The sequence below is a fragment of the Curtobacterium sp. MCLR17_051 genome, from assembly GCF_003234395.1.
GTDB classification, from domain to species: Bacteria; Actinomycetota; Actinomycetes; order Actinomycetales; family Microbacteriaceae; genus Curtobacterium; species Curtobacterium flaccumfaciens.
Genome location: NZ_QKTA01000001.1, coordinates 586,947 through 610,759 on the forward strand (window position 1 = coordinate 586,947; position 23,813 = coordinate 610,759).

Annotated in this window: 19 protein-coding genes; 8 read left to right on the forward strand and 11 right to left on the reverse strand. The window is 71.9% G+C overall.

Features of this window, described 5'->3' with window-relative positions:
• Positions 1–72: 72 nt before the first annotated feature.
• The 3 genes from DEJ06_RS02805 to DEJ06_RS02815 all read left to right on the forward strand — a co-directional run bounded on the left by DEJ06_RS02805 (position 73) and on the right by DEJ06_RS02815 (position 9,061).
• A complete protein-coding gene (locus DEJ06_RS02805) occupies positions 73–1,365 on the forward strand; it encodes a bifunctional glycosyltransferase family 2/GtrA family protein (RefSeq protein WP_111038329.1) in 1,293 nt (430 codons plus the stop codon).
• Between the two features lie 338 nt (positions 1,366–1,703).
• Positions 1,704–7,274 carry a glutamate synthase-related protein gene (locus DEJ06_RS02810; protein ID WP_111038330.1) on the forward strand — a complete coding sequence of 1,857 codons (5,571 nt, stop codon included), beginning with the start codon at positions 1,704–1,706 and terminating at the stop codon, positions 7,272–7,274.
• Positions 7,271–9,061: a sulfite reductase subunit alpha gene (locus DEJ06_RS02815; RefSeq protein ID WP_111038331.1), complete on the forward strand. Its 1,791-nt coding sequence runs from the start codon at positions 7,271–7,273 to the stop codon at positions 9,059–9,061. The genes DEJ06_RS02810 and DEJ06_RS02815 overlap by 4 nt, the downstream gene beginning before the upstream one ends.
• A gap of 373 nt (positions 9,062–9,434) precedes the next feature.
• Here the strand turns inward: DEJ06_RS02815 and DEJ06_RS02820 are convergent, their stop codons facing one another.
• From DEJ06_RS02820 to DEJ06_RS02835, 4 genes are read right to left on the reverse strand one after another with little or no spacing between them, the layout of a single operon-like run.
• A complete protein-coding gene (locus tag DEJ06_RS02820; protein ID WP_111032766.1) occupies positions 9,435–9,830 on the reverse strand; it encodes an ATP-dependent DNA ligase in 396 nt (131 codons plus the stop codon).
• A gap of 8 nt (positions 9,831–9,838) precedes the next feature.
• Positions 9,839–11,062, reverse strand: a complete 1,224-nt coding sequence (locus DEJ06_RS02825; protein WP_111038332.1) for a S9 family peptidase — start codon at positions 11,060–11,062, stop codon at positions 9,839–9,841.
• 4 nt (positions 11,063–11,066) lie between these two features.
• Positions 11,067–11,972 carry a hypothetical protein gene (locus tag DEJ06_RS02830; RefSeq protein ID WP_111038333.1) on the reverse strand — a complete coding sequence of 302 codons (906 nt, stop codon included), beginning with the start codon at positions 11,970–11,972 and terminating at the stop codon, positions 11,067–11,069.
• Entirely contained in the window at positions 11,972–12,439 is a 468-nt protein-coding gene (locus DEJ06_RS02835) for a hypothetical protein (RefSeq protein WP_071406096.1), read from the reverse strand. The genes DEJ06_RS02830 and DEJ06_RS02835 overlap by 1 nt, the downstream gene beginning before the upstream one ends.
• A 79-nt stretch (positions 12,440–12,518) precedes the next feature.
• Between DEJ06_RS02835 and DEJ06_RS02840 the strand changes: the two genes are divergently transcribed.
• Positions 12,519–12,902 (forward strand): helix-turn-helix transcriptional regulator, encoded by a 384-nt coding sequence (locus tag DEJ06_RS02840; protein WP_111038334.1) that lies wholly within the window; start codon positions 12,519–12,521, stop codon positions 12,900–12,902.
• Entirely contained in the window at positions 12,902–13,885 is a 984-nt protein-coding gene (locus tag DEJ06_RS02845; protein WP_111038371.1) for an SRPBCC family protein, read from the forward strand. The genes DEJ06_RS02840 and DEJ06_RS02845 overlap by 1 nt, the downstream gene beginning before the upstream one ends.
• A 172-nt stretch (positions 13,886–14,057) precedes the next feature.
• On the opposite strand, the gene DEJ06_RS02850 is transcribed toward DEJ06_RS02845, so the two are convergent.
• The 5 genes from DEJ06_RS02850 to mvk are packed head-to-tail and all read right to left on the reverse strand — an operon-like array spanning position 14,058 to position 19,344.
• The gene (locus tag DEJ06_RS02850) at positions 14,058–15,221 is read right to left on the reverse strand and encodes a hydroxymethylglutaryl-CoA synthase (protein WP_110864115.1); all 1,164 of its coding nucleotides are present in this window, start codon (positions 15,219–15,221) and stop codon (positions 14,058–14,060) included.
• Entirely contained in the window at positions 15,218–16,282 is a 1,065-nt protein-coding gene (locus tag DEJ06_RS02855; RefSeq protein WP_071406099.1) for a hydroxymethylglutaryl-CoA reductase, read from the reverse strand. The genes DEJ06_RS02850 and DEJ06_RS02855 overlap by 4 nt, the downstream gene beginning before the upstream one ends.
• Positions 16,275–17,357 carry a phosphomevalonate kinase gene (locus DEJ06_RS02860; RefSeq protein WP_111038335.1) on the reverse strand — a complete coding sequence of 361 codons (1,083 nt, stop codon included), beginning with the start codon at positions 17,355–17,357 and terminating at the stop codon, positions 16,275–16,277. Before DEJ06_RS02860 ends, DEJ06_RS02855 begins: the two co-directional genes overlap by 8 nt.
• Positions 17,354–18,367 (reverse strand): diphosphomevalonate decarboxylase, encoded by a 1,014-nt coding sequence (gene mvaD, locus DEJ06_RS02865; protein ID WP_111032761.1) that lies wholly within the window; start codon positions 18,365–18,367, stop codon positions 17,354–17,356. The genes DEJ06_RS02860 and mvaD overlap by 4 nt, the downstream gene beginning before the upstream one ends.
• On the reverse strand, positions 18,361–19,344 hold the full coding sequence (mvk, locus tag DEJ06_RS02870; RefSeq protein ID WP_111038336.1) for a mevalonate kinase: 984 nt from the start codon (positions 19,342–19,344) through the stop codon (positions 18,361–18,363). The genes mvaD and mvk overlap by 7 nt, the downstream gene beginning before the upstream one ends.
• Positions 19,345–19,448: 104 nt before the next feature.
• Between mvk and DEJ06_RS02875 the strand changes: the two genes are divergently transcribed.
• The 3 genes from DEJ06_RS02875 to DEJ06_RS02885 all read left to right on the forward strand — a co-directional run bounded on the left by DEJ06_RS02875 (position 19,449) and on the right by DEJ06_RS02885 (position 21,451).
• Positions 19,449–19,925 carry a MarR family winged helix-turn-helix transcriptional regulator gene (locus DEJ06_RS02875; RefSeq protein WP_181436724.1) on the forward strand — a complete coding sequence of 159 codons (477 nt, stop codon included), beginning with the start codon at positions 19,449–19,451 and terminating at the stop codon, positions 19,923–19,925.
• Between the two features lie 101 nt (positions 19,926–20,026).
• Positions 20,027–20,449, forward strand: a complete 423-nt coding sequence (locus DEJ06_RS02880; RefSeq protein WP_071406102.1) for an organic hydroperoxide resistance protein — start codon at positions 20,027–20,029, stop codon at positions 20,447–20,449.
• Positions 20,450–20,476: 27 nt separating this feature from the next.
• Positions 20,477–21,451, forward strand: coding sequence for a zinc-binding dehydrogenase (locus DEJ06_RS02885; RefSeq protein ID WP_071406109.1), 975 nt, complete (start codon positions 20,477–20,479; stop codon positions 21,449–21,451).
• A 69-nt stretch (positions 21,452–21,520) separates the two neighbouring features.
• On the opposite strand, the gene DEJ06_RS02890 is transcribed toward DEJ06_RS02885, so the two are convergent.
• Positions 21,521–22,225 (reverse strand): DUF4396 domain-containing protein, encoded by a 705-nt coding sequence (locus DEJ06_RS02890; protein ID WP_258372391.1) that lies wholly within the window; start codon positions 22,223–22,225, stop codon positions 21,521–21,523.
• Between the two features lie 109 nt (positions 22,226–22,334).
• Positions 22,335–23,792 carry a sugar porter family MFS transporter gene (locus tag DEJ06_RS02895; RefSeq protein ID WP_071405967.1) on the reverse strand — a complete coding sequence of 486 codons (1,458 nt, stop codon included), beginning with the start codon at positions 23,790–23,792 and terminating at the stop codon, positions 22,335–22,337.
• Positions 23,793–23,813 lie beyond the last annotated feature (21 nt).

A 23,813-nucleotide genomic window follows, 5' to 3' on the forward strand; every position in this document is an offset into this window, starting at 1 on the left:
GCGTTCACGTGGTGTTCGTTCTTACCCGGGCCACAGCGCCCTGCCTCGGCCCCCGTAGCCCCGCTGCCGAGCATGAGCGCCATGACGGAGACGAACCAGCCCCTCGACATCGACATCGTCGTCCCCTGCTACAACGAGCAGGACACGCTCGCCGCCCACGTGCGACGGCTCCACGCCTTCTGCCGGACGTCGTTGCACCACTCGTGGCGCATCACGATCGCGGACAACGCCTCGAACGACGACACCGCCCGGATCGCCGACGACCTCGCCGCGATGCTCCCCGGCGTGCATGCGGTGCACCTGCCCGAGAAGGGCCGGGGCCGCGCGCTCAAGGAGGTCTGGGCGGCATCGCCGGCGGCCGTGCTCGTCTACGTGGACGAGGACCTGTCCACCGACCTCGCCGCGCTCGAACCACTCGTGGCACCCCTGCTGTCGGGGCACTCGGACCTGGCGATCGGCACCCGGCTCGCCGGTTCGTCGCGCGTGGTGCGCGGCAGCAAGCGGGAGTTCATCTCGCGCTCCTACAACCTGCTGCTCCGGACGACGATGGGGGTGTCGTTCTCGGACGCGCAGTGCGGGTTCAAGGCGGTCACGAAGGCCGCCGCCGACCACCTGCTGCCGTTGTGCGAGGACGATGCCTGGTTCTTCGACACCGAGCTGCTCGTGCTGGCCGAGCACGCGGGACTCCGCATCCACGAGGTCCCTGTCGACTGGGTCGACGACGTCAACTCCTCGGTGCACATCGCGTCGACCGCGACCGAGGACCTGAAGGGCATGTGGCGGGTGTCGAGGAACATCGCCACCGGGCGGGTGCCGATCAGCACGGTCTACGCGGCGATCGGTCGGCAGCCGTTCACCCCACCGAGCGTGGGGTTCCTGGGGCAGGTCCTGCGGTTCGGGGCGATCGGGGTGCTCTCGACCCTGGCGTTCGCTGCCCTGTACGCCCTGTTCCGGCCGGCGATCGGCGCCCAGACCGCGGACTTCCTCGCGCTGCTGGTCACGGCGATCGGCAACACCGCACTGAACCGGCGGTTCACGTTCGGGGTGCGGGGCCGTGCGGGAGCGGGTTGGCACCACGTGCAGGGTCTGGTCGTGTTCGGCATCGCCTGGGCCATCACGTCGGGGTCGCTCGTGGTGTTGCACGCGTCGGTGCCGGGAGCCTCGCACGGTGCGGAGATCGCGGTGCTGACGGCAGCCAACCTGGTTGCGACCGGCGTGCGGTTCGTGTTGTTCAAGGCGTGGGTGTTCCGTGGGCGCCGACGCCCGGAGCTCATCCGCCCCGGCACCACCCCGGCGGCCGACGCGAGCACGGCGGTCACGGAGCCGATCGCAGTGAGCGACCGAACCGGCGAGCGAGCAGCCTGACACCGTGCCGGGTTACCCACCCGGTGCAGGGTTGCACGGCGCCCGCGGCACGCCGCACCGTGTGGCGTCGGCCATCCCGTGCGAGGTTGCACGCTCCGTGCGGCGCTACGAACTCGCACCGAGCGTGCAACCTCGCACCAGCCGAACAGACCCGCACGGTGCGACACCATCACACGCACACCACCCGTGTTGCACGGTCGGTATACCAAGCCGTAGCATCGCCCTACCGCACCACCACCCCACAGGGCCCGACTGCCACCATCGGTCTGCCCGCGGCGAGCGCTCCATCGATGCAGCCCGCGCCGTCCGCTGCCGGCAACGCCCCACTGGACCCGCACGTGAACCCCACCTCTTTCGGTCTCTACGACCCTGCCCGCGAATCGAGCGATTGCGGCGTCGGTTTCATCACCCGTCTCGACGGGACGCCGAGCCACGACGTCATCCGCAAGGGCGACGAAGCGCTGTGCTCCATCCCGCACCGCGGCGGCAAGTCCGCCGAGGGTGTCGGTGACGGCGCAGGCGTCAGCATCGACCTGTCGGTGGAGTTCTTCAGCGCCATCACCGGCGAGCAGCTGCGCGCCGGGCACTTCGGCGTCGCGAACTGCTTCGTGCCGAGCAGCGACGGAGCGGACGGCACCGACGAGCGCGCCCGCGCCGAGCAGACCGTCACGGACGCGATCACGGCCGAGGGCTTCGAGCTGCTGCTGGTCCGTGACGTCCCGGTGGACCACTCCGTCGCGCGCCCCGAGGCCGAGCAGTACCAGCTGCCGATCGTGCAGTGGGTCTTCCGTGCTCCGTCCGACTGGGACCGCACCGAGGTCGACGCCGCCGCGAACCGCGCCCTGCTCGCCATCGAGGCGGTCTCCTACGCCCAGGCAGCCGCCGAGCGCGCCGAGCACGCCGCCCTGTACCCGCTGTCGCTCAGCGCCCGGACCCAGATCCTGAAGGGCCGGCTGAACTCCGGCGAGGTGATCGGGTACTTCACCGACCTGCGCGACCCCCGGCACTCGGTGCGAACGCTGTACTTCCACACCCGGTTCTCGACGAACACCGAGCCGCACCCGACGATGGCGCAGCCGTTCCGCCTGATGGCGCACAACGGCGAGCTGAACACCGACCGCAAGAACCGGCTGTCGGACGAGGCGCTCGCGCGGGCCCGCACCCGGAGCATCGTGCGTCCGCCCGGGCAGTCGGACTCGAGCCGACTCGACCAGACACTGCAGAGCCGCGTGTTCGACGACGGGCTCGAGATCGTCGAGGCCGTGGTCTCGCTCATGCCGCCGGCGTGGGAGAACGACCGCACCCTGACCCCGGACGTCCGGGACATGCTCGAGTACTTCTCGCTGTACGAGGAGAAGAACGACGGCCCCGCCGCCGTGATCTTCAGCGACGGCGACGTCGTCGGCGCCCGCCTGGACCGGCTGGGCCTGCGCCCGCTGCGCACCGTCGAGACGGCCGAGTACCTGATGGTGTCGTCCGAGGCCGGCCAGGTCGAGTTCGACGCCGACGAGGTCGTGCACCGAGGCCGCATCGAGGCCGGCGGCATGCTCGTCGTCGACCACCGCACCGGCACCCGCATGCGCACCGGCGAGGTGCTGCACATGCTCGCGGCCCGCCGTGACTACGGCACCCTGCTCGACGCCGCCCGCGTGAACCTGGACGACGTGCCCGCTCCGGACTACGAGCGCACGACGTCCACCCTGGGCTACGACGGCGACCTGTCGCTCGCGGGCCGGTACGTGGCGTACTCGCTGAACCAGGAGAGCTTCCGGTTCATGCTCGACCCGATGCTGCAGAACGGGTCGGAGCGCATCTCGGCGATGGGCTACGGCAACGCGATCAACGCCCTGAGCGACACCGAGGGCGGCATGGCGAAGTACTTCTCGCAGCGCTTCGCCCAGGTGACGAACCCGCCGCTCGACTCGATCCGCGAGGCCGACGGGATGTCGATGCGCGTGGCACTCGGCGCGAAGCCGGACGGCACGGGCACCACGGGGCGTCAGCTCGTCGTGCAGTCGCCGATCCTCGGGCACCTCGACATGGTGCGCCTGCGCGAGCAGGACATCGTGCCGCTCGAGCGCTTCGACATGCTCTACGTGCCGGTGCCCGCCGACGAGCACGCCAACGCCGACGCGATGCGCGGCGCGCTGGACGCCCTGTGCGACGCGATCGAGGCGTTCGCGGCGCGCGGTGGCGGGATCGCGGTCGTGACCGACCGCGAGGTGTCGTCGACCCATGCGCCCCTCCCCGTGATCCTGGCGGTGGCCGCCGTCAACCAGCGGCTCATCGAGACCGGTCTGCGCCTGCGGGTGTCCGTCGTCGCGGAGAGCGGTCAGCTGCCATCGTCACACCACGTCGCGACCGCGCTGGGCTTCGGTGCCGCCGCTGTGTACAGCTTGAGCGCTCGGCTGCGTGCGGAGGAGAAGTACCCCGCCGCACCCGCACCCGCCGGTGAGCTGACCGCGACCGACCTGGCGCTCAAGCAGTTCCGCAAGGCCGCCGAGAAGGCCCTGGCGAAGACCATGGGCCGCGTCGGCCTGTGCACGGCCGAGAGCTACATCGGCGGCGAGTTCTTCGAGCCGAACTACCTCGACACCGGCGATGACGTGCTCGCGCGGATCTTCCCGCACATGCAGGCCCCGGTCGGCGGCGTCGGCTTCGCGCGCATCGCCCAGGCGGCGACGGACTGGCACGAGCGTGCCCGCTCGGTGGCGTCCGAGGGCCAGGTCCCGCTGCTCGGCCTGTTCAAGGAACGCTCCGACGGCGCCGGCCACTCGTTCGGCGTCGCGAGCGTCCGCGGGTTCGGCGGCATGACCGAGGAGCGCCCGGCCTTCGAACGCTCCGGCGACTCCGACGCGCTGCGCCTGCTCACGCTCGGCCAGCTCGACGACTCGTTCGGCATCACCGACGCCGCGTACCGGAACACCGGGTACGACCGGCTGAGCGACGCAGAGATCGACGCGCACCGCATCACGCCGGGCTACGTCACGTTCCTGCAGACGACCCACGACGAGCGGTCCCGCCGCCCCGCCGCGCTCCGCGACGTGCTCGCGCTGCCCGCGGACGTCACCGGCATCGACACGGCCGAGGACTTCGCGCGCGAGCTCGGCCGCTTCTCGACGAGCGGCAACGCCAGCGTCACCGTCCGCGGGCTCTCCGGCTCGCGTCCGTCGGACGACCAGGACCTGCCGGGAGGCACGGAGCGGTTCCGCCTGGAGCTCACGTCGACGGGGACCACGGGTGCACTGCGCCACGCGGCCCTGGCGGATGGCCTCGCGCTGCTCCACCCCGGACAGATCGACGTCGACGCCGTCGACGACACCGGGGTGACGCTCCGCGCCACCGGTGCGGCCGTCGCCCTGCTCGCGCTGCTGCAGAGCGCCCCGGCGAGCGTCGAGCTCGACGAGGTGCAGCCGGCCCACGAGATCACCCGGACCCTGGCGTCCGGTGCGATGAGCCACGGCGCGCTCGTCGCCACCGCCCACGAGGCCGTCGCACACGGCACGAACATGGTCGGCGGCATGTCGAACAGCGGTGAGGGCGGCGAGCACCACTCCCGCTACGGCACCATCCGCGGCTCCCGCATCAAGCAGTTCGCCTCGGGCCGGTTCGGCATCTGGGCCGGCTACCTCGCCGACCCCATGCTCGAGGAGCTCGAGATCAAGATCGGCCAGGGCGCGAAGCCCGGCGAGGGTGGCCAGCTGCCCGCACCCAAGGTCACGGTGGACATCGCCGCGGCCCGCGGTGGCACGCCCGGTGTCGAGCTGATCTCGCCGCCGCCGCACCACGACACGTACTCGATCGAGGACCTCGCGCAGCTCATCCACGACTGCAAGGCCGCCCGCGTCCGGGTGATCGTGAAGCTCGTCTCCTCCGAGGGCATCGGCACCATCGCGGTCGGCGTCGCGAAGGCCGGCGCCGACGTGATCAACGTGGCGGGCAACACCGGCGGCACCGGCGCCGCGGCCGTCACCAGCCTGAAGTACGCCGGCCGTTCCGCGGAGATCGGCGTCGCCGAGGTGCACCAGGCCCTGGTCGCGAACGGCCTGCGCCAGAAGGTCACGCTCCGCTGCTCGGGTGCGCACCAGACCGGCAGCGACGTCGTCACGAGCGCCCTGCTCGGCGGCGACAGCTTCGAGTTCGGCACGACCGCGCTCATGATGCTCGGCTGCGTGATGGCGAAGAACTGCAACGTGAAGTGCCCGGCGGGCCTGACCACGAACGCCGAGGCGTTCGAGGGCGACCCCCGCGCGCTCGCGCAGTACCTGCTCAACATCGCCCACGACGTGCGGCAGATCCTGGCCCGGCTCGGCCTGCGCTCCCTGCGCGAGGCCCGCGGCCGGACCGACCTGCTGCAGCTCCTGGACCACCCGGCGAGCGTCGGCCGGCTCGACGCCCGTGCCCTGCTCGCCCAGGTGCCCGAGAAGGTCGTCGCGGACCCGGAGTACCTGGAGAAGGACTTCCACACCGACGACGCCCTGCTCGAGCGCGTCCGCACCGCCCTCGTCGACCACGCGCAGGAGCACGTGCTCGTGCACGGCGTGCTGCTCGGCAACGCCGACAAGTCGGTCGGCGGCCAGCTCGGCATCGACCTCGAGCGCCTGCTCAACCACGAGCTCCGCGCCGAGGACGTGCAGGGGCTGCCCGCCGTGACGACGGACGACCGCGGACGCCGCCGGCTGGTGGACGGTGCGGTCACGATCCGCACGCAGGGCTCGGCCGGGCAGTCCTACGGCGTCTTCAACAACGACGGCGTCGTGCTCGAGCACACCGGCACCGCGAACGACGGCGTCGGCAAGAGCCAGAGCGGCGGACGGATCATCGTCCGCGCCCCCGGTGGCGGCAGCGCCGCACAGGGCGGCAACGTGCTGGTCGGCAACTTCGCGCTGTTCGGGGCCACCGGCGGCCGCACCTTCGTCGAGGGCGAGGCCGGCGACCGGTTCGCCGTCCGCAACTCCGGCGCGACCGCCGTCGTCGAGGGCGTGGGCGACTTCGGCTGCGAGTACATGACCGGTGGCGCCGTGTTCAACCTCGGCGCGTTCGGCAAGGGCCTCGGCAACGGCATGTCCGGTGGGTTCCTGTACCAGTACGACCCCTCCGGCCAGGTCGCCGAGCGTGCCAGCACGGACTCGCTCCTGGTGTTCCCGGTCACCGACACCGAGCGCGGTGCGTTCCACGAGGCCGCCGCCCGCCTGCTGCTCGAGTGGCACCTCGAGGCGACCGGTTCGGCCCTGGCCGAGCGGCTGCTCGCCGAGTGGGACACCGCCCGCGCGCACGTGTACGTCGGCATGCCGCGTGCCCTGCTGCTCACGCAGGACGCCGGCGAGATCCTCGCGGCGGCGACCCGGCCCGAGCTCCTCGACGAGCTCGCGACCTCGATCGCCACCGACAAGCTCCGCGCGTTCAAGCTCGACTACCGCGACCAGCGCACGGTGCTCGACGGCCGTGCCCCGGCACTCGGCGACCAGGGCGAGGACATGTTCTCGCTGCTGTCGTCGTACACGGTGCTCGGGGTCGCCCAGGACGTCGCCCTCGAGCGCGTCCCGGGTGCGTTCGGCACCGCCGACCCGCGGGTCGCCGAGGCCGTCAAGAACCTCGTGCTCACCGAGGACTTCTCCGTCAAGCAGCGCGTCGTGAAGTACCTGCGCGGCACGCTCGACCGGTTCGCCGACGACCAGCTCGCCACGCTCATCGCGATCAAGCGGCTCGACGACTACAAGCGCGCGCTCACGCAGCGGAACAACCGCAGCATGGACGCACCGGGCACCACGGGGTGGATCATGCACCAGAACGCCAAGAACGACGGCCGCGTCCGCGAGGCCCGCTTCGACGAGCTGCTCGCCACCGCGGCGCTCGAGGACATCGCCCGCCGTGCACCGCAGGCGCCGACCGAGGCGGTGACCGCGTGAGCCTGCTCCCCCCGACCGGGTCGCTGATCCCCGTCGACGCACCGTTCTCGGCCGCCCAGGAGTCCTGGCTCGCCGGGTTCATCGCGGGCATCGCCGCCGCCGGGAAGAAGGTCGCGGCCAGCGCGCCCACGACGACGATCGACGTGCTCTTCGGCACCCAGACCGGCAACGCCGAGTTCCTGGCCGACGAGCTCGTCGCCGGCGCGAAGGCCCGCGGACTCGGCGGTCGTGCCAGTGCGCTCGACGCCGTCACCCCCGAGCAGCTCGCCGAGATGTCGCACGTGCTCGTCGTCACCTCGACCTACGGCGAGGGTGAGATGCCCGACAACGCCGGGCTGTTCTGGGACGCGGTCCAGGCGAGCACCGTGCCGCGGCTCGAGGGGCTGCAGTACGCCGTCCTGGGCCTCGGCGACACGAGCTACGACGAGTTCTGCCAGGCCGGCAAGCTCCTCGACACCCGGTTCGAGCAGCTCGGCGCGACCCGGATCCACGACCGTGTCGACTGCGACGTCGACTTCGAGGACCCGGCTGCACTGTGGACCGCGGCGGTCCTCGACCGCCTCGCCGCCGAGGCCGGCGCGACGGCTGCACCCGGCGCGACCACGGGCGGTGGTGCCGGCGACGGTGCCGCCGCGACCGGCGGGGCGGGCGCGAGCCGTGCCTCCCGGCCGGGGTCGCAGTGGAACAAGCGCAACCCGTACCCGTCACGCCTGGTCGAGAACCGGCTGCTCTCCTCGCCGCGCAGCGCGAAGGAGATCCGGCACTACGAGTTCGACCTCGGCGACTCGGGCATCGAGTACGCGGCCGGCGACGCCCTGGCGGTCGTGCCCGTGAACGACGAGGTCTTCGTGGCGGACCTGCTCGAGCAGGTCGGCGCGAACGGCGGCGAGGCGTTCGACGGCCGGCCGATCACCGAGGTCCTGCGGACCGACCGTGAGATCCGGACGCCCTCGAAGGACCTCATCGCCGACCTGGTGCAGCGCGCGCCGTCGAGTGAACTCGCGGCCGTCGTGGCGCACGGCGACAAGCACGAGCTGGACCGCTGGCTCTGGGGACGCGACGTCCTCGACCTGCTCCGCGACGCCGGCCCGGCCGCTCCGGGGCTCGACGAGCTGCTGCCGAACCTGCGGCCGCTGCAGGCGCGCCAGTACTCGATCTCGTCGAGCCCGCTGGCGCACCCGGACCGCATCCACCTGACCATCGCGTCGGTGCGCTACGGCGACCCGCACCGGATGTACGCCGGCGTCGCGTCGACGTTCCTGGCCGACCGGGTCGACCCGGACGGCACCGTCGACGTCTACCTGCAGCCGAACGCGTCGTTCGGGGTGCCGGCGGACGAGTCGGCCCCGATGATCATGATCGGGCCGGGCACCGGTGTCGCGCCCTTCCGCGGGTTCCTGCACGAGCGCGCGGTGTCCGGGGCGACGGGGCGCAACTGGCTGTTCTTCGGTGACCAGCACCGGGACACCGACTTCGTGTACCGGGACGAGCTCACCGAGCTGCAGGAACAGGGCGTGCTCGACCGCCTCGACCTGGCGTTCTCGCGCGACCAGGCCGAGAAGGTCTACGTGCAGACACGGATGCTCGAGCGGTCGGCGGAGCTGTTCGCCTGGCTCGAGGACGGCGGCCACGTGTACGTGTGCGGGGACGCCTCACGCATGGCGAAGGACGTCGAGGCCGCGCTGCTCCAGGTCATCCGGACAGGACGCGGGCGCGGCGAGGACGACGCGCAGGCGTACCTGGCCGACATGCGTCGCGCGAAGCGGTACGTGCGCGACGTCTACTGAGCCGCGTGCAGCTCTGATGAGTCCGCCCCGGCCACGGAACCCGAATCCGATGGCCGGGGCGGTCCCGGAGGAGCGCCGGTCGATGGGGGCGGACCGGCGGGCCCTGCAGCGCGACGCACGCATCACCGACGCGTGGCGTCGGTGACCCGAGCAGGGAGTCCCCTGATCCGGGACTCACGTCCCTCGCTCGTCTCGGTCACCGGTGGTTGGTCGGCACCGGACTCGCTGTGCGTCACGGGCTGTTCGGGTTCCCCTCCTGCCGCGGACACTGCCAGCACCGGCGCCCTAGCAGGCTGGTGCGGGGGGACGACAGCGAACCGCGGTACGGAAACCGTACGAGGTGCGGAGTTCGAGCGGAACCCGTTGACCCGGATCAGCGCGTTGTGCTACCACTCGGTGTCCCGGATGCGTCGTCCGCGTCGCCGGGTGCCACCGCCCGCGACCACGCCGAGTCGGCCGCCGTGCTGGTGTCCGCCGGCTCCGGCGTCAGCACGAGCCCCGACCCCGAGGTGGCCGAGGCGTAGAGGTCCTCGAGCCAGCTGCGGTTGATCGACGGCACCCGGCTGCCGGTGAACTTGAAGTGCAGGCTCACGTTGGGGTGCAGCCAGATCGTGCTGCGACCGTTGCCGTGGACGACGTCGTCCTTCCACGAGAACGCGAAGCGGTGGTCACGCCGGAGCATGTTGACGATGACGATCTGCAGGTGCGTGAGCGCGCGGTCGTCGATCCGCAGGTCGAGCGGTCGGCCGTCGTAGATGAGCTGCCCCATGGCTCCTTCTACTCCTGCGCTCCGGTGTGCGCGAGGCCGGACGCCCAGTTCGTGATGGTGCGGTCGAACCAGACGGCGTCGACGTTGCGCTCCCAGGCGTGCTCGGCCGGCTCGCTGACCGCCAGTGTCACGGTGCCGGGGTGGGCATCGGCGAACTCCTGACTGGCCGAGAACGGCACCGTGGTGTCGCCGGTGGAGTGGATGAGCAGGGTCGGGGGCAGCTGCCGGGGTGCGCGCAACCAGGACAGCGCACGCACGTCGACCGGCGACCGCAGCCCCACCGTCCGGCAGAGGACCGGCGTCCCCATCGCCCCGAGGGCAGCACGCACCACGAAGCCCGGCAGTCCCGCGCGGCGGGCCTGGGACCGGACGGTGACGGCCCAGTCCAGTGCCGGGGCGACGAGCACGATCCCGGCCAGGCGGTCGCGGTGCGCCGAGCGGGCGAGCAGCTCGTGCGTGATCGTCGCGCCCATCGACCACCCCACGATGACGAGCCGTTCGGCGCCGTTCGCGACGGCGTGGTCGAGGGCCACTTCGACGTCCGCCCACTCGCGGGCTCCGAGGTGTGAGGCCCGGCCCTCCCACGGCGCCTCGCCGTCGCCGCGGAACGACGGGACGATCGAGGTCCAGCCGAGTTCGAGCGCCGCGGGGACGGTCCGGAGCGCGGTGACCCGGGTCGTCCGGATCCCGTGGACGTGGACAGCCCAGGTGCGGGCGGCCACGGTGTCGGCACCCCGGGCAGCCATGGAGTCGGCACCGAGGGCAGCCGGGCGGCCCGGGCGGGCAGCGCCGTCCGGCCCCGGCCGCACCACCCACGCCGGCGCCGGCCCCACCGGCGTCGGCAGCGACACCTCGGACCAGTCGACCTCCATCGCCGCCGGGTCCGGGTGCACGTGTCCGCTCCACCGCACCCGCGACGACACCGCGCCGGTCGTCCGGACCACGGCCCGGCGCACGAACCCGGCGGCTTCGTCGACCTCGATCACCGGCCCGACGGTGGTGTGCCCCGGCCCGTCGTGCCACAGCCCGTACTCCCCCGGTCGCACGGTGTCGTCGGTGATCGGCAGCCGGACGGAGTCCGCGTCGGACTCGAGCACGGGCGTCCACCGGTCGCCACCGGGCAGCACGATCCTGCCGACGACCTTCCGCAGGACGACCAGGACCACCAGGCCGACCAGGCACACCGCCGCCAGCACCACGAGCGCTCCGAGCACCCACCACACGATCGTCACGCCGTCATCCTCCGAGGCTCCGGGTCAGGGTCCGTTCCGCCGACCGCACCTGCGCGAGTTCGGCGTCGTCGAGGGTCCGTCCCTGCACCTCGGCGTCGCGGATCGCGATCACCAGGTCGTAGGTCCGGGCCTGCGGGTCCCCCGGCCGCTCGACCGCCCGCACGGCGTGCCGACGGGCGATGCGGCGCAGGCGCCGGTGGTGCCCGCGGTGTCGCAGGTCACGGCCCCACCGCCGGAACGTCAGCGAGGCCATCGCCACGACGATGAGCACGATGCCGAGGTAGAACGGCGGGTCGAAGGACAGGCGCAGGCCGTCCCGCACCCCGGCCGGGAAGAGTCCGAAGTGGTCGGCGGTGAGCGAGGCGACCTCGTCGACGCTCGCCACGACGACCAGGGCGAGCCCGACGCGGAACACCACGAGCGCCACCGGGTTCTGCAGCACGCCACGGCGCAGGGTCGTCGCGGCGATCAGTCCCACGCTCACCATGTAGACCGTCCCGTAGAGCCACATCGGGGTCTGCTCGATCTCGCGCACGATGAAGTGGAAGTCGGTCCCGCCGCGCTCCTCGACCAGCAGGAACGGCACCGTGAACGCCACGACCACGACCAGCAGCGCCACCGGCCTGGCGAGCACCGGGCGCTCCGGCAGGTCGTCGGTGCTCGCGCGCAGCATCAGCCAGAACGCGACGGTCGCGCAGACGTTCTGCACCAGGTTGATGAGGTTCGAACCGCCCAGGGCACCGTCGAGCACCGGCTGCGGCACGACGCTGCCGAGGGTCAGGAGCCCCAGCGCCCCGACGCCGGTGGCGCCCCAGGCCGCCCGACCACGGGGGTTCCGCAGCACGTACGGCGTGCGGGCGAGGAAGATCAGCGCCGCGAACCAGAAGGCCGCGGCGTGCAGGACGGCCATCAGCCGTAGGCCCGCTCGTCCGCGCCCGTGGCCCCGGCGAGCAGGACCGTCGCGAGCTCGTAGGCGAACCGTTCGGCAAAGTGCTCGTCGTCGTCGGAGATGCTCACGAGCCCGGAGTCGGCGTCGAGCGCGCGACGGCAGACGTGGCCCCCGGCGGCGAACTCGGCGACGGACGACGCGGTCGGTGTGCCGACGTCGCCGTGCACCAGGTGCCCGAGCTCGTGCAGCACGCAGTGCATGCGGTAGAGCGGCGGTGCGTCGGCCGGCACGAGCACCAGGTTCTCGTGCTCGAACTGCGACACGAGCGCGGTGAGCGGACCCCAGCTCGGCCCGTCGACGTCGACGACGCGCGTGGGCTTGCCGACCATCCGACCGACGCCGGTCACCACGTCGGACAGCTGCGGCGCACGGGGCAGGGTGGCGACGAGGGCACGGACGGCACCGGACGCACCCAGCTGCTCCGCCATCGCCCCTCCGATCTTCGCGGCAAGACTACCGGCAGGTCCCCCTTGTGGACGAGACCAGCCGGACGTAACCTACAACCAAATGGTTGTACGAATTGAACTGTCCGACGCCGAGGTCGACCGGGTGTTCCACGCACTGGCCGACGCGACCCGTCGTGACATCGTCCGGCGCACACTCGTCGGGTCGTCGTCCGTGAGCGAGCTCGCGGACGCCTACTCGATGTCGTTCGCCGCCGTCCAGAAGCACGTCGCCGTCCTCGAAGGAGCCGGACTCGTGAGCAAGGAGGCCCGCGGCCGCACCCGCATCGTGCGCGCCGAGCCGGAGCAGCTCGACCGGATCCGTGATCTCCTCGACGCCTACGGCCGCCTCTGGCACAGCCGGATGGACCGCCTCGGCGACGTGCTCGACGGCGACGCGTCCGGACACCCAGCACCAGACGACACCCGACGACACCAGGAGCGATGATGCCCACCACGTCCGTCCACACCGATCCCGACACCCTCTCGATGACCCTCGTCGCCGAGTTCCCCGTCCCCGTCGAACGCCTCTGGGCCGCCTTCGCCGACCCGCGCCAGCTCGAGCGGTTCTGGGGACCGCCCGGGTTCCCCGCGACCTTCACGACGTTCGACCTGCGCCCCGGCGGCCGTGCCGACTACCGGATGACGTCCCCGCAGGGCGAGCGGTTCCACGCCGTCTGGCAGGTCACCGAGGTCGACGAGCCCCGTCGCATCGTCTTCCGCGACCTGTTCACCGACCCCCAGGGCACCGTCGATGAGTCACTCCCCGCGGGCGAGACCGTGTTGTCGTTCGGCCCGGCCGACGACGGCTCGCGGGTCACCGTGGTGTCCTCGTTCGCCTCGGCCGCCGACCTCGACGCGATGCTCCAGATGGGCATGCTCGAGGGCTACCAGCAGGCGTTCGGCCAGCTCGACCGGGTGCTCGCCGACCTGCGCGAGTGGGCCCTCGGTGCGGGCACCGAGACCGAGGTCCTCGACGACACCCACGTCCGGATCACCCGGGCGTTCGCGGCGCCGCGGCACCTGCTCTGGCGGGCACACACCGAGCCCGACCTGGTGCGCCGGTGGCTGCTCGGCCCCGACGGGTGGGAGATGACGGTGTACGAGAACGACCTGACCCCGGGCGGCGCGTTCCGGCAGGCCTGGGCGCCGACGGGTGACACCGAGGGCGAGGCCTTCGGGTTCGAGGGCGAGAACCTCGTCGTCGAACCCGAACGCCGGATGGTGTCGACCGAACGCATGACCGGGGCGCCCTTCCCGCCGAACACGAACGACCTGCAGTTCGACGAGGCCGACGGCGTCACGCTCATGACGCTGCTCGTCACCTACCCGGACCGGGAGCAGCGGGACATGATCCTCGCGACCGGCATGACGGAGGGCATGGAGGCCAGCTACCAGCGGCTGGAGCGCGAGGTCCTGTCCGCAGCGTGACCGGCAGACGGACGGGAGGCCCGTGGCGGCGCCGCCACGGGCCTCCCGTCCGTCCCGAGCAAGCGACAGATCCCGGCGCACGATCCGGGTCCGGTCCCCGAGAGCGACAGATCCCCGCGGATGTTCCGCGGGGATCTGTCGCTCTCGCGAGGGGCTGGTGGGCGCAGGCCGGCTACTCCGGCTGCGCCGACGCCTCGTAGTGCCGCGCGCCGCCGCGCACGCCCGCGAAGCGGAACGGCGCGGTCGTGACGCGCGGACGCTCGACGTCCTCGCTGGTGGCGGCACCCGCGGCGTGCAGCGCGCGGTACGCGTCGACCGTCAGCGGGACCCGCGCCTCGAGCAGCGACCGCACGCGACCAGCACGGCGGTGCTCGCGGTAGTCGGGCCGGACGGTGCCGGTGATGAGCTCACCGACGCTGCCCGAGCCGTAGCTGAACAGGCCGAGCCGCTCCCCCGCCAGGTCGTCGTCCAGGTCGAGCAGTGCTGCGAGCCCGATCCAGAGCGACGCCGTGTAGGTGTTGCCGGTCTGCCGGTTGTAGGTGAACCCGATCGCCAGGTCGGCCTCGTCGAACGGCGCGCCGACGTGCTGGGTGAGCTTGCGGTGCGCCTTGATCGCCATCTTCGTGAAGGGCTGGTGGTGCACGAACCGGGCGATGTCGTCGTACGCGGGGCCGCCCTGTTCCGCCAGGTCGTCCCAGGCACCGACGAACGCGTTGACGTACGCGCTCACCGAGAGTCGACCGTCGACCAGCGCGGTGGAGCGGTCGTTCGGGCGCCAGAAGTCGTCGACGTCCGCCGTGTAGACGCCCGCCGCCGGCTCGATCTCGATCAGGTCGGGGTCGGCGGACACCAGGATCGCGGCGGCACCGGCACCCTGGGTCGGCTCGGCCGGGGTGTCGACGTCGTACCGGGCGACGTCGGCGGCGATGACGAGCACCCGCTCGTGCGGGGCGCGCGCGACGATGCCGAGTGCGAGCTGCACCGCGGCCATCCCGCCGTAGCAGGCCTGCTTCAGCTCGACCACGCGGACGGCCTTCGGCAGCCCGAGCAGGCCGTGCACGTACACGCCGGCGGCCTTCGACTGGTCGACGCCGGACTCGGTGGCGAACAGCACCGTGCGGATGCCCTCGACGCCGTGCCGGTCGATGAGCTCCTTCGCGGCAGCGGCGCCCATCGTGACGATGTCCTCGTCGGGCGCGGGCACGCTGAAGGCGTCCTGCCCGATGCCGACGTGGTACTTCGCCGGGTCGACGCCGAGCCGCTCGGCCAGGTCGTCGAGCTCGAGCACGTGGTGCCCGGTCGCGATCGCGATGTCGTGGATGCCGACGCCGGTCATGCGGCACCCCCTGCGGGCTTCGTGCCGCGGCGTTCCATGGCGACGTGGGCGGCCATCAGCTCACCCGGGTTGGTCTGTGCGGCGAGGAGCGAGAGCTCCCCGCACAGGACGGTCGCGGCGCACAGGGCGGCGAGGCGGCGGGCGTTCCCGCCCGGCTCGCGGTCCTCGCGGCAGCCGAGGCGCACCAGGGCGTCCTCGACGACGGGCAGGTCCCCGCCCTTGCCGTTGCCGACCGTGCCGACGATCAGGTGCGGCAGCGAGGTCGCGAAGTACAGGTCGCCGTCGCGGTCCTCGGCGCTCGTGATGCCCTGCGAGCCCTCGACGATGTTGGCGGCGTCCTGCCCGGTGGCCAGGTAGAAGCCGAGCAGCATGTTCGCGTAGTGCGCGTTCGCCGAGCGGATGGCCCCGGCGATCGTCGACCCGATCAGGTTCTTCGCGATGTTCAGCTCGACGATGCGCGCGGTGCTCGACCGCAGGCGCTTCTCGACGACCTCGCCGGGGATCACGATCTCGGCGATGGTGTTGCGGCCGCGGCCACGGATGCCGTTCACCGCGGTGGCCTTCTTGTCGGTGCAGAAGTTGCCCGAGACCGAGACGTACCGCAGGCCCGGCTGCCAGTCCAGGATCGCCGGCAGCAGCTTGTCCGCCGCCTGCGTGACCATGTTGTGGCCGGAGGCGTCGCCGGTGGTGAACGCGAAGCGCAGGAACAGCAGGTCCCCGACGATCTCCGGGTGCACCTCGATGAGCTTGGCGAAGCGGCTCTGTCCGGACACGATCGCGGCGAGCTCGTCCTGGCGCGCGAGGATCTGCCCCGCGGCGACGTGGGCTGCTGCTGCGCTGTCGGCACGGACCACGACGGAGCGGGTCATGCGCTCGTCGACGACGGTCGCGACGATGCCGTCCTCGACCATCCGCGAGATGCGGGCGCCGCGGCCGACGGACGGCCAGAGCGGCGACTCGTAGGTGGCGAGGGGGACCTCGTGCTCCCCCTGCACGGCGTTGCCGCTGACGCGGATCGGGCCGACCCACTTGGTGGGGATCGGTGTGAGCAGGTCACTCATCGAGGGCTCCTTCTGGTGCTCGCACCGCGACGCTGAGGTGTCTGATGTCGTGCGCCTCCCAGGCGCGGTGGATGCCGGCGGGGTCGGTGTCTGCCGGGACGAGCGCGATGCCGCAGTCGCCGCCGCCGGCACCGGACGGCTTCGCCGCCCCGCCCGCCGCCTCGACGACGTCGCACAGGGTCGCGAGACGCTCGGTCTCGATCTTCGACCCGACCGAGTCGCCGAGACGCTGCAGCAGCCCACGGGCGCGTCGGAGGGCACCGAGCGTGCGCTCGGCGTCGCCGGTCTGGAGGCCCGTGGTCAGGTCGTCGACGGCGCTGCGGCTCTCGTCGAGGAACGCCTGGTACCCGCCGTTGCGGTGCCGACGCACCACGTCGACGAGCTTCGTGGTGGACGCGGGCGAGCCGGTCCAGCCGACGAGCAGCTGCAGGTTCTCGGGAGCGGGCAGCCGCTGGACGTCGAAGCCGTCCCACGCGTCGGCGTCCGTCAGGATCGCGGACACGGCGTGGTCGCCGAGCATCGCGGCGAGGCGCTCGCGGTCGGGGGCGCTGTAGCGCAGCCAGCCGCCGAACGTGCTCGCGGCGAGGTCGCCGCCGGAGGCCCGGGGGTTCACCCGGATGGTGGCGAGCAGCGCGACCTGGAAACGCTGACGCTGCGTCAGGCCGATGCCGTAGAAGCGGTCGAGGGCACCGACCGTGGCGACGGTGACCGCGGCCGAGGACCCGAGTCCGAACTTCCGGCCGCTGGCGTCGTCGAGCTGGCTCTCGATGCGCAGGTCGTGGAACCGCGGGGCGATGCCGTGCTCGGTGCGGAGCTTCTCGACCAGGTCGATCGTGGCCATCACGTAGTCGTAGGGGTGGTGCTCACGGTCGAGCGCCAGGCCGTCCTCGGCACGGGTCCACGTGAGCGGCAGGTGCCCGTACTCCTCGGAGTGCACGCTGCCCGCGCCGTGCCCCTCGCGCACCTTCGCCGTGATGGCGCGGTCGAGGGCGATCAGGACGGACGGCTGGCCCGGCTCGACGACGGCGTACTCGCCGGCGACGAACAGCTTGCCGTGTGCACGGAACTCGATCACTGCGCGGACTCCTTCTGGTCGGGATTGCTCCCGGTCTCTTCGGAGCGGAGCACCCGCGCGGCAGGTCCGGTGCCGGACTCGATGACGTCCCCCAGCGACGCGAGCGCCCCGGCGACGGCCGCCCGGTCCTGCGGCTTCGTGAGCACGACGACGTTCGGGCCCGCGTCGGCCGTGGCGTAGGCCTCGGTGCCGCCGGCACGCAGCTCGGCGACGGCGTCGAACACGGCGACGCTGCGGGCGTTGAGGTAGCGGATCGGCGGGAACGCGCCCTCGATCGTCGCGTGCATCCGGAGCGCGTTGCTCTCGGTGATCTCGCCGATGCGGGTGAAGTCGCCGGCCGCGCAGGCCGTGAGCATGTCGCCGACGGTCTCGGTCGTCGAGGTCACCCAGGCCGGGTAGAAGGGCGACGTCGCGATGGTGCGGCGCATGGCCTCGCGCGACCCGATCGGCTTCGGGCCGGCGTCGATCGTGACCACGACCATCGCCATCGGCGGGGCCGGGATCGGCTCGGCGAAGGAGCCCTGGTCGTCGCCGGCGTGCCAGACGGCGACACCGCCGGGGATCGAGCGCGTGGCCGAGCCGGAACCGCGACGTGCCAGACGGGACAGGTCGCGCGGCGACAGGTCGAGGCCGTAGGCCGCGGCGGCGGCGGTCGCCAGGGCGGCGAAGCCGGACGCGCTCGAGGCCAGCCCGGCACCGGTCGGGACGGTGTTCTCGGACACCACCGACGCCCGCTCGGACGACCCCGCGAGCTCGCGCACCAGGTCGAGGAACTGCTGCACGCGCACCAGGGCACCGTCGTCGACGACGTGACCGTTCAGCGTGAACGCGTCACGCGCCTCCCGGCCGTCACCCGACCCGCCGCCCAACGTGACGGTGGTCGTCGTCGGGAACACGTCGAGCCCCATCGAGACGCTGCCCGTGGCGGGCAGCGCGAGCTGCGCGTCCGCCTTCCCCCAGTACTTGACGAGGGCGATGTTGGGGTGCGCGACGGCGGTGGCTGTCAGCAAGCGCGGGCTCCGATCGTGGTGGTCCAGGTGGCTGCGGCCCCTGCGCCGCGGAGTGCGGCCGCGATGCGGTCCGCGTGGTCGTCGTCCGCGGCGAGCGCGAGGACGCACCCGCCCCGCCCGCCGCCGGTGAGCTTCGCGCCGAGGGCGTCCGCAGCACGTGCGGCGTCGACGAGCCGGTCCAGGTCGTCACTCGACACGTCGAGTGTGCTGAGCAGGTCGTGCGCGGCGTCCATGGTGGCACCCAGAGCCTGGGCATCGCCGTCCTCGAGTGTCCCCCGTGCCCGACGGGCGAGCGCACCGATCCGGTCGATCACGGCACCGACACCGACCGGGTCCTGGTCGTGGCGGGCGCGGACGGCCGAGACGGCCTCGCGGGTGTGCCCGGGGACGCCGGTGTCCGCGACGACGAAGGTGAACCGGGCGCCGAGCGTGACGGGTTCGATGTGCCCGCCCTCGAACCAGACCGGCGCGGACGCGACGACGCCCCGGGCGTCGAGGCCGGACGGTCGGCCGTGGGCGACGCGTTCGCACTCCTGGATGAGCTCGTGGTGGGTCTCGACGTCGAGGGTCTCGCCCAGGGCGTCGGCGACGGCGGCGGTCACGGCGGCGGCGACCGCGGCGCTCGAGCCCATGCCGCGGGCGGTCGGGACCTCGCTGTCGACCCGGACGTGGAAGTGGCGGTCGGTGACCCCGAAGTGGCGCAGGGTCGCGGTGACGGCGGTGACGGTCGGCATCACGGCCGCGGGTGCGAGGTCGAGGGGGCCGGTGTGCACGGTTGACTGCAGGCTGTGACCGGGCTGCTCGGCGTCGGCGGCGACCGGGGTGACCGTCGCCACGACCCGTGCGTCGAGCACCGGCAGGACGAGAGCGGGTGCGCCGTAGACCACGGCGTGCTCACCGATCAGGATCGTCTTGCCGTGGGACGACGCCGATCCGTTGCCGGGGGTCGTGGTGGTGTCGAGGTCGCTGCTGCTCATCTTGGGTCACGTCAGCCTAACCGTCCGGGTCGTCGGCGTGTTCGTCAGCTGGGCATCCGCTGCATCGAGTTGTGCACAACTTGGTTGCGTGACAGTGTGGACACATGCCCGTGACCGACGAGATGGTGTGCTTCTCCCTCTACGCGGCGTCCCGCGCCACCACGCAGGCGTACCGCTCGATGCTCGAACCCTGGGGTCTGACGTACCCGCAGTACCTGGTGCTCGTGACCCTGTGGGTCGAGGGCGACCAGACCGTCTCGAGCCTCGGGGAACACCTGCAGCTCGACTCCGGCACCCTCTCGCCACTGCTCCGCCGCATGGAGCAGAGCGACCTGGTCCGCCGCGAGCGCCGCAGCACCGACGAGCGCGTCGTCACGGTGACCGTCGGTGACCGCGGCCGCGAACTGCGGTCCGAGCTGAGCGGCATCCCCGCGCGCATCGCCGCCGGGATGGGCCTGGCCGACGAACGTGCCGCCGCCGAGCTCATCGCGACGCTGCACCGGCTGACCGAGACGATGCACGCGGCGGCCGACCCCGAGCACGACGCCGCTGGCGCTGACGCCGGCGCCGTTTCGCGCTGAGCGACACCCCGCGGCCACGTGTGCCCGTGAACTGTCGCTGAGCGCGAGAGCACGCCGCACACCCCCGAACTTCACGATCCGCCCCACAAGGAAGGAACCCCATGGAAACCCTCTACACCGCCGAGGCCCTGGCCACCGGCGAAGGCCGCAACGGTCACGTCGCCACGAGCGACGGCACGGTCGAGTTCGACCTCGCCATCCCGAAGGAGATGGGTGGCTCCGGCAACGGCGCCAACCCCGAGCAGCTCTTCGCCGCCGGCTACGCCGCCTGCTTCCACTCCGCACTGCAGGGCGTCGCCCGCAGCCAGAAGGTGAAGATCACCGACTCGTCCGTCGGCGGTCGCGTGTCGATCGGCCCGAACGGCAACGGTGGCTACCAGCTCGCCGTCATGCTCGAGGTCGTCATCCCCGGCCTGGAGCACGACCAGGCCCAGGCCCTCGCCGACGCGGCCCACCAGGTCTGCCCGTACTCGAACGCGACCCGCGGCAACATCGACGTCACCATCGTCGTCTCGGAGGACTGACCCATGAGCACCACCACCCCCACCACCATGCGCGCCGTCGTCCACGAGACGTTCGCCGAGCCCGCCGACGTCCTCGAGGTGCAGGAGCGCCCCGTCCCGACGCCCGGCGCCGGCGAGGTCCTCGTCCGCACGGTCCTCTCCCCCATCCACAACCACGACCTGTGGACCGTCCGCGGCACCTACGGCTTCAAGCCGGAGCTCCCCGCCGCCTCGGGCACCGAGGCACTCGGCGTCGTCGAGGCCCTCGGCGAGGGCGTCACGAACCTGCAGGTCGGCCAGCGCGTCGCCGGCGGCGCCTTCGGCGTCTGGGCCGAGTACTACACCGCCAACGCCGCCGGGCTCGTCCCGGTGCCGGACGCGATGACCGACGAGGCCGCCGCCCAGCTCGTCTCGATGCCGTTCAGCGCCATCAGCCTGCTGCACTCGCTCGACCTACACGAGGGCGACTGGATCATCCAGAACGCCGCCAACGGTGCGGTCGGACGCATGGTCGCCCAGCTCGGCGCCGCCCGTGGCATCAACGTGATCGGACTCGTCCGTCGCGCCGCCGGTGTCGACGAGCTCCGCGAGCAGGGCATCGAGCGCATCGTCGCCACCGACGCCGACGACTGGCAGGACCAGGTCGCCGCGATCACCGGTGGCGCCCCGATCATCGCGGGCGTCGAGTCGGTCGGCGGCAAGGCCGCCGGCGACATCGCCTCCGTGCTGGGCGAGAACGCCACCCTCGTCGTCTTCGGCGCGATGGCGTCGCCGACGCTCGAGATCCCGTCGGGCAAGGTCATCTTCGGCCAGCTCACCGTGAAGGGCTTCTGGGGCTCCGTCGTCAGCAAGACGATGCCGGCCGAGACGAAGGGGCAGCTCTTCGGTGAGCTCATCACCCGCGTGCTCGACGGCTCGCTGACGCTCCCCGTCGCCGAGACCTTCGCCTTCGAGCAGGTCCGCGACGCCGTGCGCGCCAGCGACACCGCCGGCCGAGTCGGCAAGGTGCTCCTGCGCCCGTAGCGCGACCACAGAACGGACGGGAGGCCCGGTGCCAGCTGGCACCGGGCCTCCCGTCTGTTCACTGGTCCGTCACATGGCCTCCTTGATGCCCCGACGCACCAGCCACGCGTTCACGGGGTAGGAGCAGACGAACCCGGCCACCATCGCCAGCTGCATCGCCACCCAGAACTCCGGCGAGAAGACGCTCGCGCGCCCGCCGACGAATGCCGGGAACACGACCAGCTGCCACACCGCCATCAGGCCGTACATGCCGACCTGCCACGCGATGATCGACAGCGTGTCGGCCTTGAGCGCGGCGACGAGCCCGGCCCGGACGCCGAGGCCCCGCATCGGCGCGATGGCGAAGTACTGGAACGCGATGCCGAGCACGAACGCGATGACGAAGTCGACGATCCACCCGGCGAACATCCGATCCTGGTAGAGCGTGCCCAGTCCGACGACCACCCCGAGCGCCGGGAACGCCGCGAGCCCGAACTCGCCGATCAGGTCGCCGAGGGCGCAGCCGGCCCCGCAGTGGCTCGTGTCGATCGCGGTGCCCGCCCACCGTCCGTGGCCGGGCGCCGAGGCCCGCCCTCGACGCAGGTAGAAGACGAGCCACACGACGCTGCCGAACAGCATCGTGAGCGGCCACACGAACGCCATGACGCGCATGTGCGGCGGCCGACGCACCACGTCGACCGCCACGAACACGGCACAGCCCACGGCGACCACGAGCAGCGCCGAGCACACCACGTTCAGGGCGACCGGGAAGTCCTGCAGCACCAGTTCCGTCACGCCTCCATGCAATCAACCGGGCGGCGACCGTGGATCCAGTGAGCAGAAGACGTCGGGTGCCCTGGGGCGACCCGACGTCTTCTGCGCACTCGGTGCAGCGTGGTGCGGACTAGCGGCGCGACGCCTTCACGGGGACGGTGAAGATGTTGCCGGTGGTGACGCCCTCTTCGACCTCTTCGAGGGTGCGACCGCGGCTCTCCGGCACGAACTTCCAGATGAAGAGCAGTGCCAGCAGCCCGACGACCCCGAAGCCGAAGAAGGTTCCGGTGATGCCGGTCGCGGCGACGATCGTCGGGAAGTACAGCCCGAGGAACGCGTTCGCGATCCAGAGGCAGAACACCGAGATGCCCATGCCGAGCGCACGGATCTGGGTCGGGAAGATCTCCGACAGGACGACCCACACGGCGATGTTGAGGAAGGTCTGCATCGAGCCGACGAACGCGACGACCAGGAACAGGATGACCCACGGGCGGGCCGGGTTGCCCTCGGGCAGCGCCACCGACGCGATGCCGATGAGGAAGTGGCAGATCGTCGTCAGCGTGAACCCGAGGATCAGCGTCGTGCGGCGGTTGATCTTCTCCATGTTGTACAGCGCGATGACGCCACCGACCACGGCGATGACGCCGGGGGCGATGTTCGCGATGAGGGCAGCCGACGCCTGGAACCCGGACTCGATGAGCACGGTCTGGCCGTAGTACATGATCGAGTTGATGCCGGTGAGCTGCTGCGCGACGCCGAGCCCGGCGCCGATGAGCACGATGCGGATGAGCCACTTGTTCCCGCGCAGCGTGTGCCAGCCGCTGACGCGCTCGACCTTCGCTTCGAGGTCGTTGCTCCGCTTGATGTCGTCGAGCTCGGCGCGGGCCCGATCGGTGGTCCGGACCTGCTCGAGGACCGAGAGCGCCTCGTCGTAGCGGTCCTTCGACGCGAGCCAGCGCGGCGACTCCGGCACCCGGAGCATGCCGACGAACAGCGCGATCGCGGGGAGCGCACAGACGGCCAGCATGACGCGCCACACGCCGTTGCCCTCACCCCAGATGTTGCCGATGAAGGCGTTGACCACGAACGCGGCGAGCTGACCGATCACGATCATGAGCTCGTTGCGACCGGACAGGGACCCGCGGATCTCGTACGGCGCGAGTTCGGCGAGGAACACCGGGACCACCGTGGAGGCGCCACCCACCGCGAGGCCGAGGAGCACACGACCGATGACGATGACCTCGAACGTCGGCGCGAACACGCAGATCAGCGTGCCGACGAAGAACGTGACGGCGAGCAGGATGATCGTCTTGCGGCGACCCCAGCCGTCGGCGATGCGGCCGCCGAGCATGGCGCCGATCGCGGCACCGAAGAGCAGCGAGCTGGTGACGACACCCTCGGTGAAGTTCGTGAGGCCGAGCTCCGCCTTCATCGGGTTCAGGGCACCGTTGATGACACCGGTGTCGTACCCGAAGAGCAACCCGCCGAACGTGGCGACGAGGGCCAGCACACCGAGTCGTCGGCGGTGCGGCCCGGTCCCCAACGGGGGCAGTGCGACAGTCGGGGCTGTCGGTTTGATGTCGACCATTCGGTGACTCCTTCGTCGGTG

Coding starts and splice junctions, on each gene's coding strand:
- DEJ06_RS02805 (WP_111038329.1), top strand. CDS start 73: ATGAGCGCCATGACGGAGACGAACCAGCCCCTCGACATCGACATCGTC.
- DEJ06_RS02820 (WP_111032766.1), bottom strand. CDS start 9,830: ATGGGGCAGCTCATCTACGACGGCCGACCGCTCGACCTGCGGATCGAC.
- DEJ06_RS02830 (WP_111038333.1), bottom strand. CDS start 11,972: ATGGCCGTCCTGCACGCCGCGGCCTTCTGGTTCGCGGCGCTGATCTTC.
- DEJ06_RS02835 (WP_071406096.1), bottom strand. CDS start 12,439: ATGGCGGAGCAGCTGGGTGCGTCCGGTGCCGTCCGTGCCCTCGTCGCC.
- DEJ06_RS02840 (WP_111038334.1), top strand. CDS start 12,519: ATGGTTGTACGAATTGAACTGTCCGACGCCGAGGTCGACCGGGTGTTC.
- DEJ06_RS02845 (WP_111038371.1), top strand. CDS start 12,902: ATGCCCACCACGTCCGTCCACACCGATCCCGACACCCTCTCGATGACC.
- DEJ06_RS02850 (WP_110864115.1), bottom strand. CDS start 15,221: ATGACCGGCGTCGGCATCCACGACATCGCGATCGCGACCGGGCACCAC.
- DEJ06_RS02855 (WP_071406099.1), bottom strand. CDS start 16,282: ATGAGTGACCTGCTCACACCGATCCCCACCAAGTGGGTCGGCCCGATC.
- mvk (WP_111038336.1), bottom strand. CDS start 19,344: ATGAGCAGCAGCGACCTCGACACCACCACGACCCCCGGCAACGGATCG.
- DEJ06_RS02875 (WP_181436724.1), top strand. CDS start 19,449: ATGCCCGTGACCGACGAGATGGTGTGCTTCTCCCTCTACGCGGCGTCC.
- DEJ06_RS02880 (WP_071406102.1), top strand. CDS start 20,027: ATGGAAACCCTCTACACCGCCGAGGCCCTGGCCACCGGCGAAGGCCGC.
- DEJ06_RS02885 (WP_071406109.1), top strand. CDS start 20,477: ATGCGCGCCGTCGTCCACGAGACGTTCGCCGAGCCCGCCGACGTCCTC.
- DEJ06_RS02895 (WP_071405967.1), bottom strand. CDS start 23,792: ATGGTCGACATCAAACCGACAGCCCCGACTGTCGCACTGCCCCCGTTG.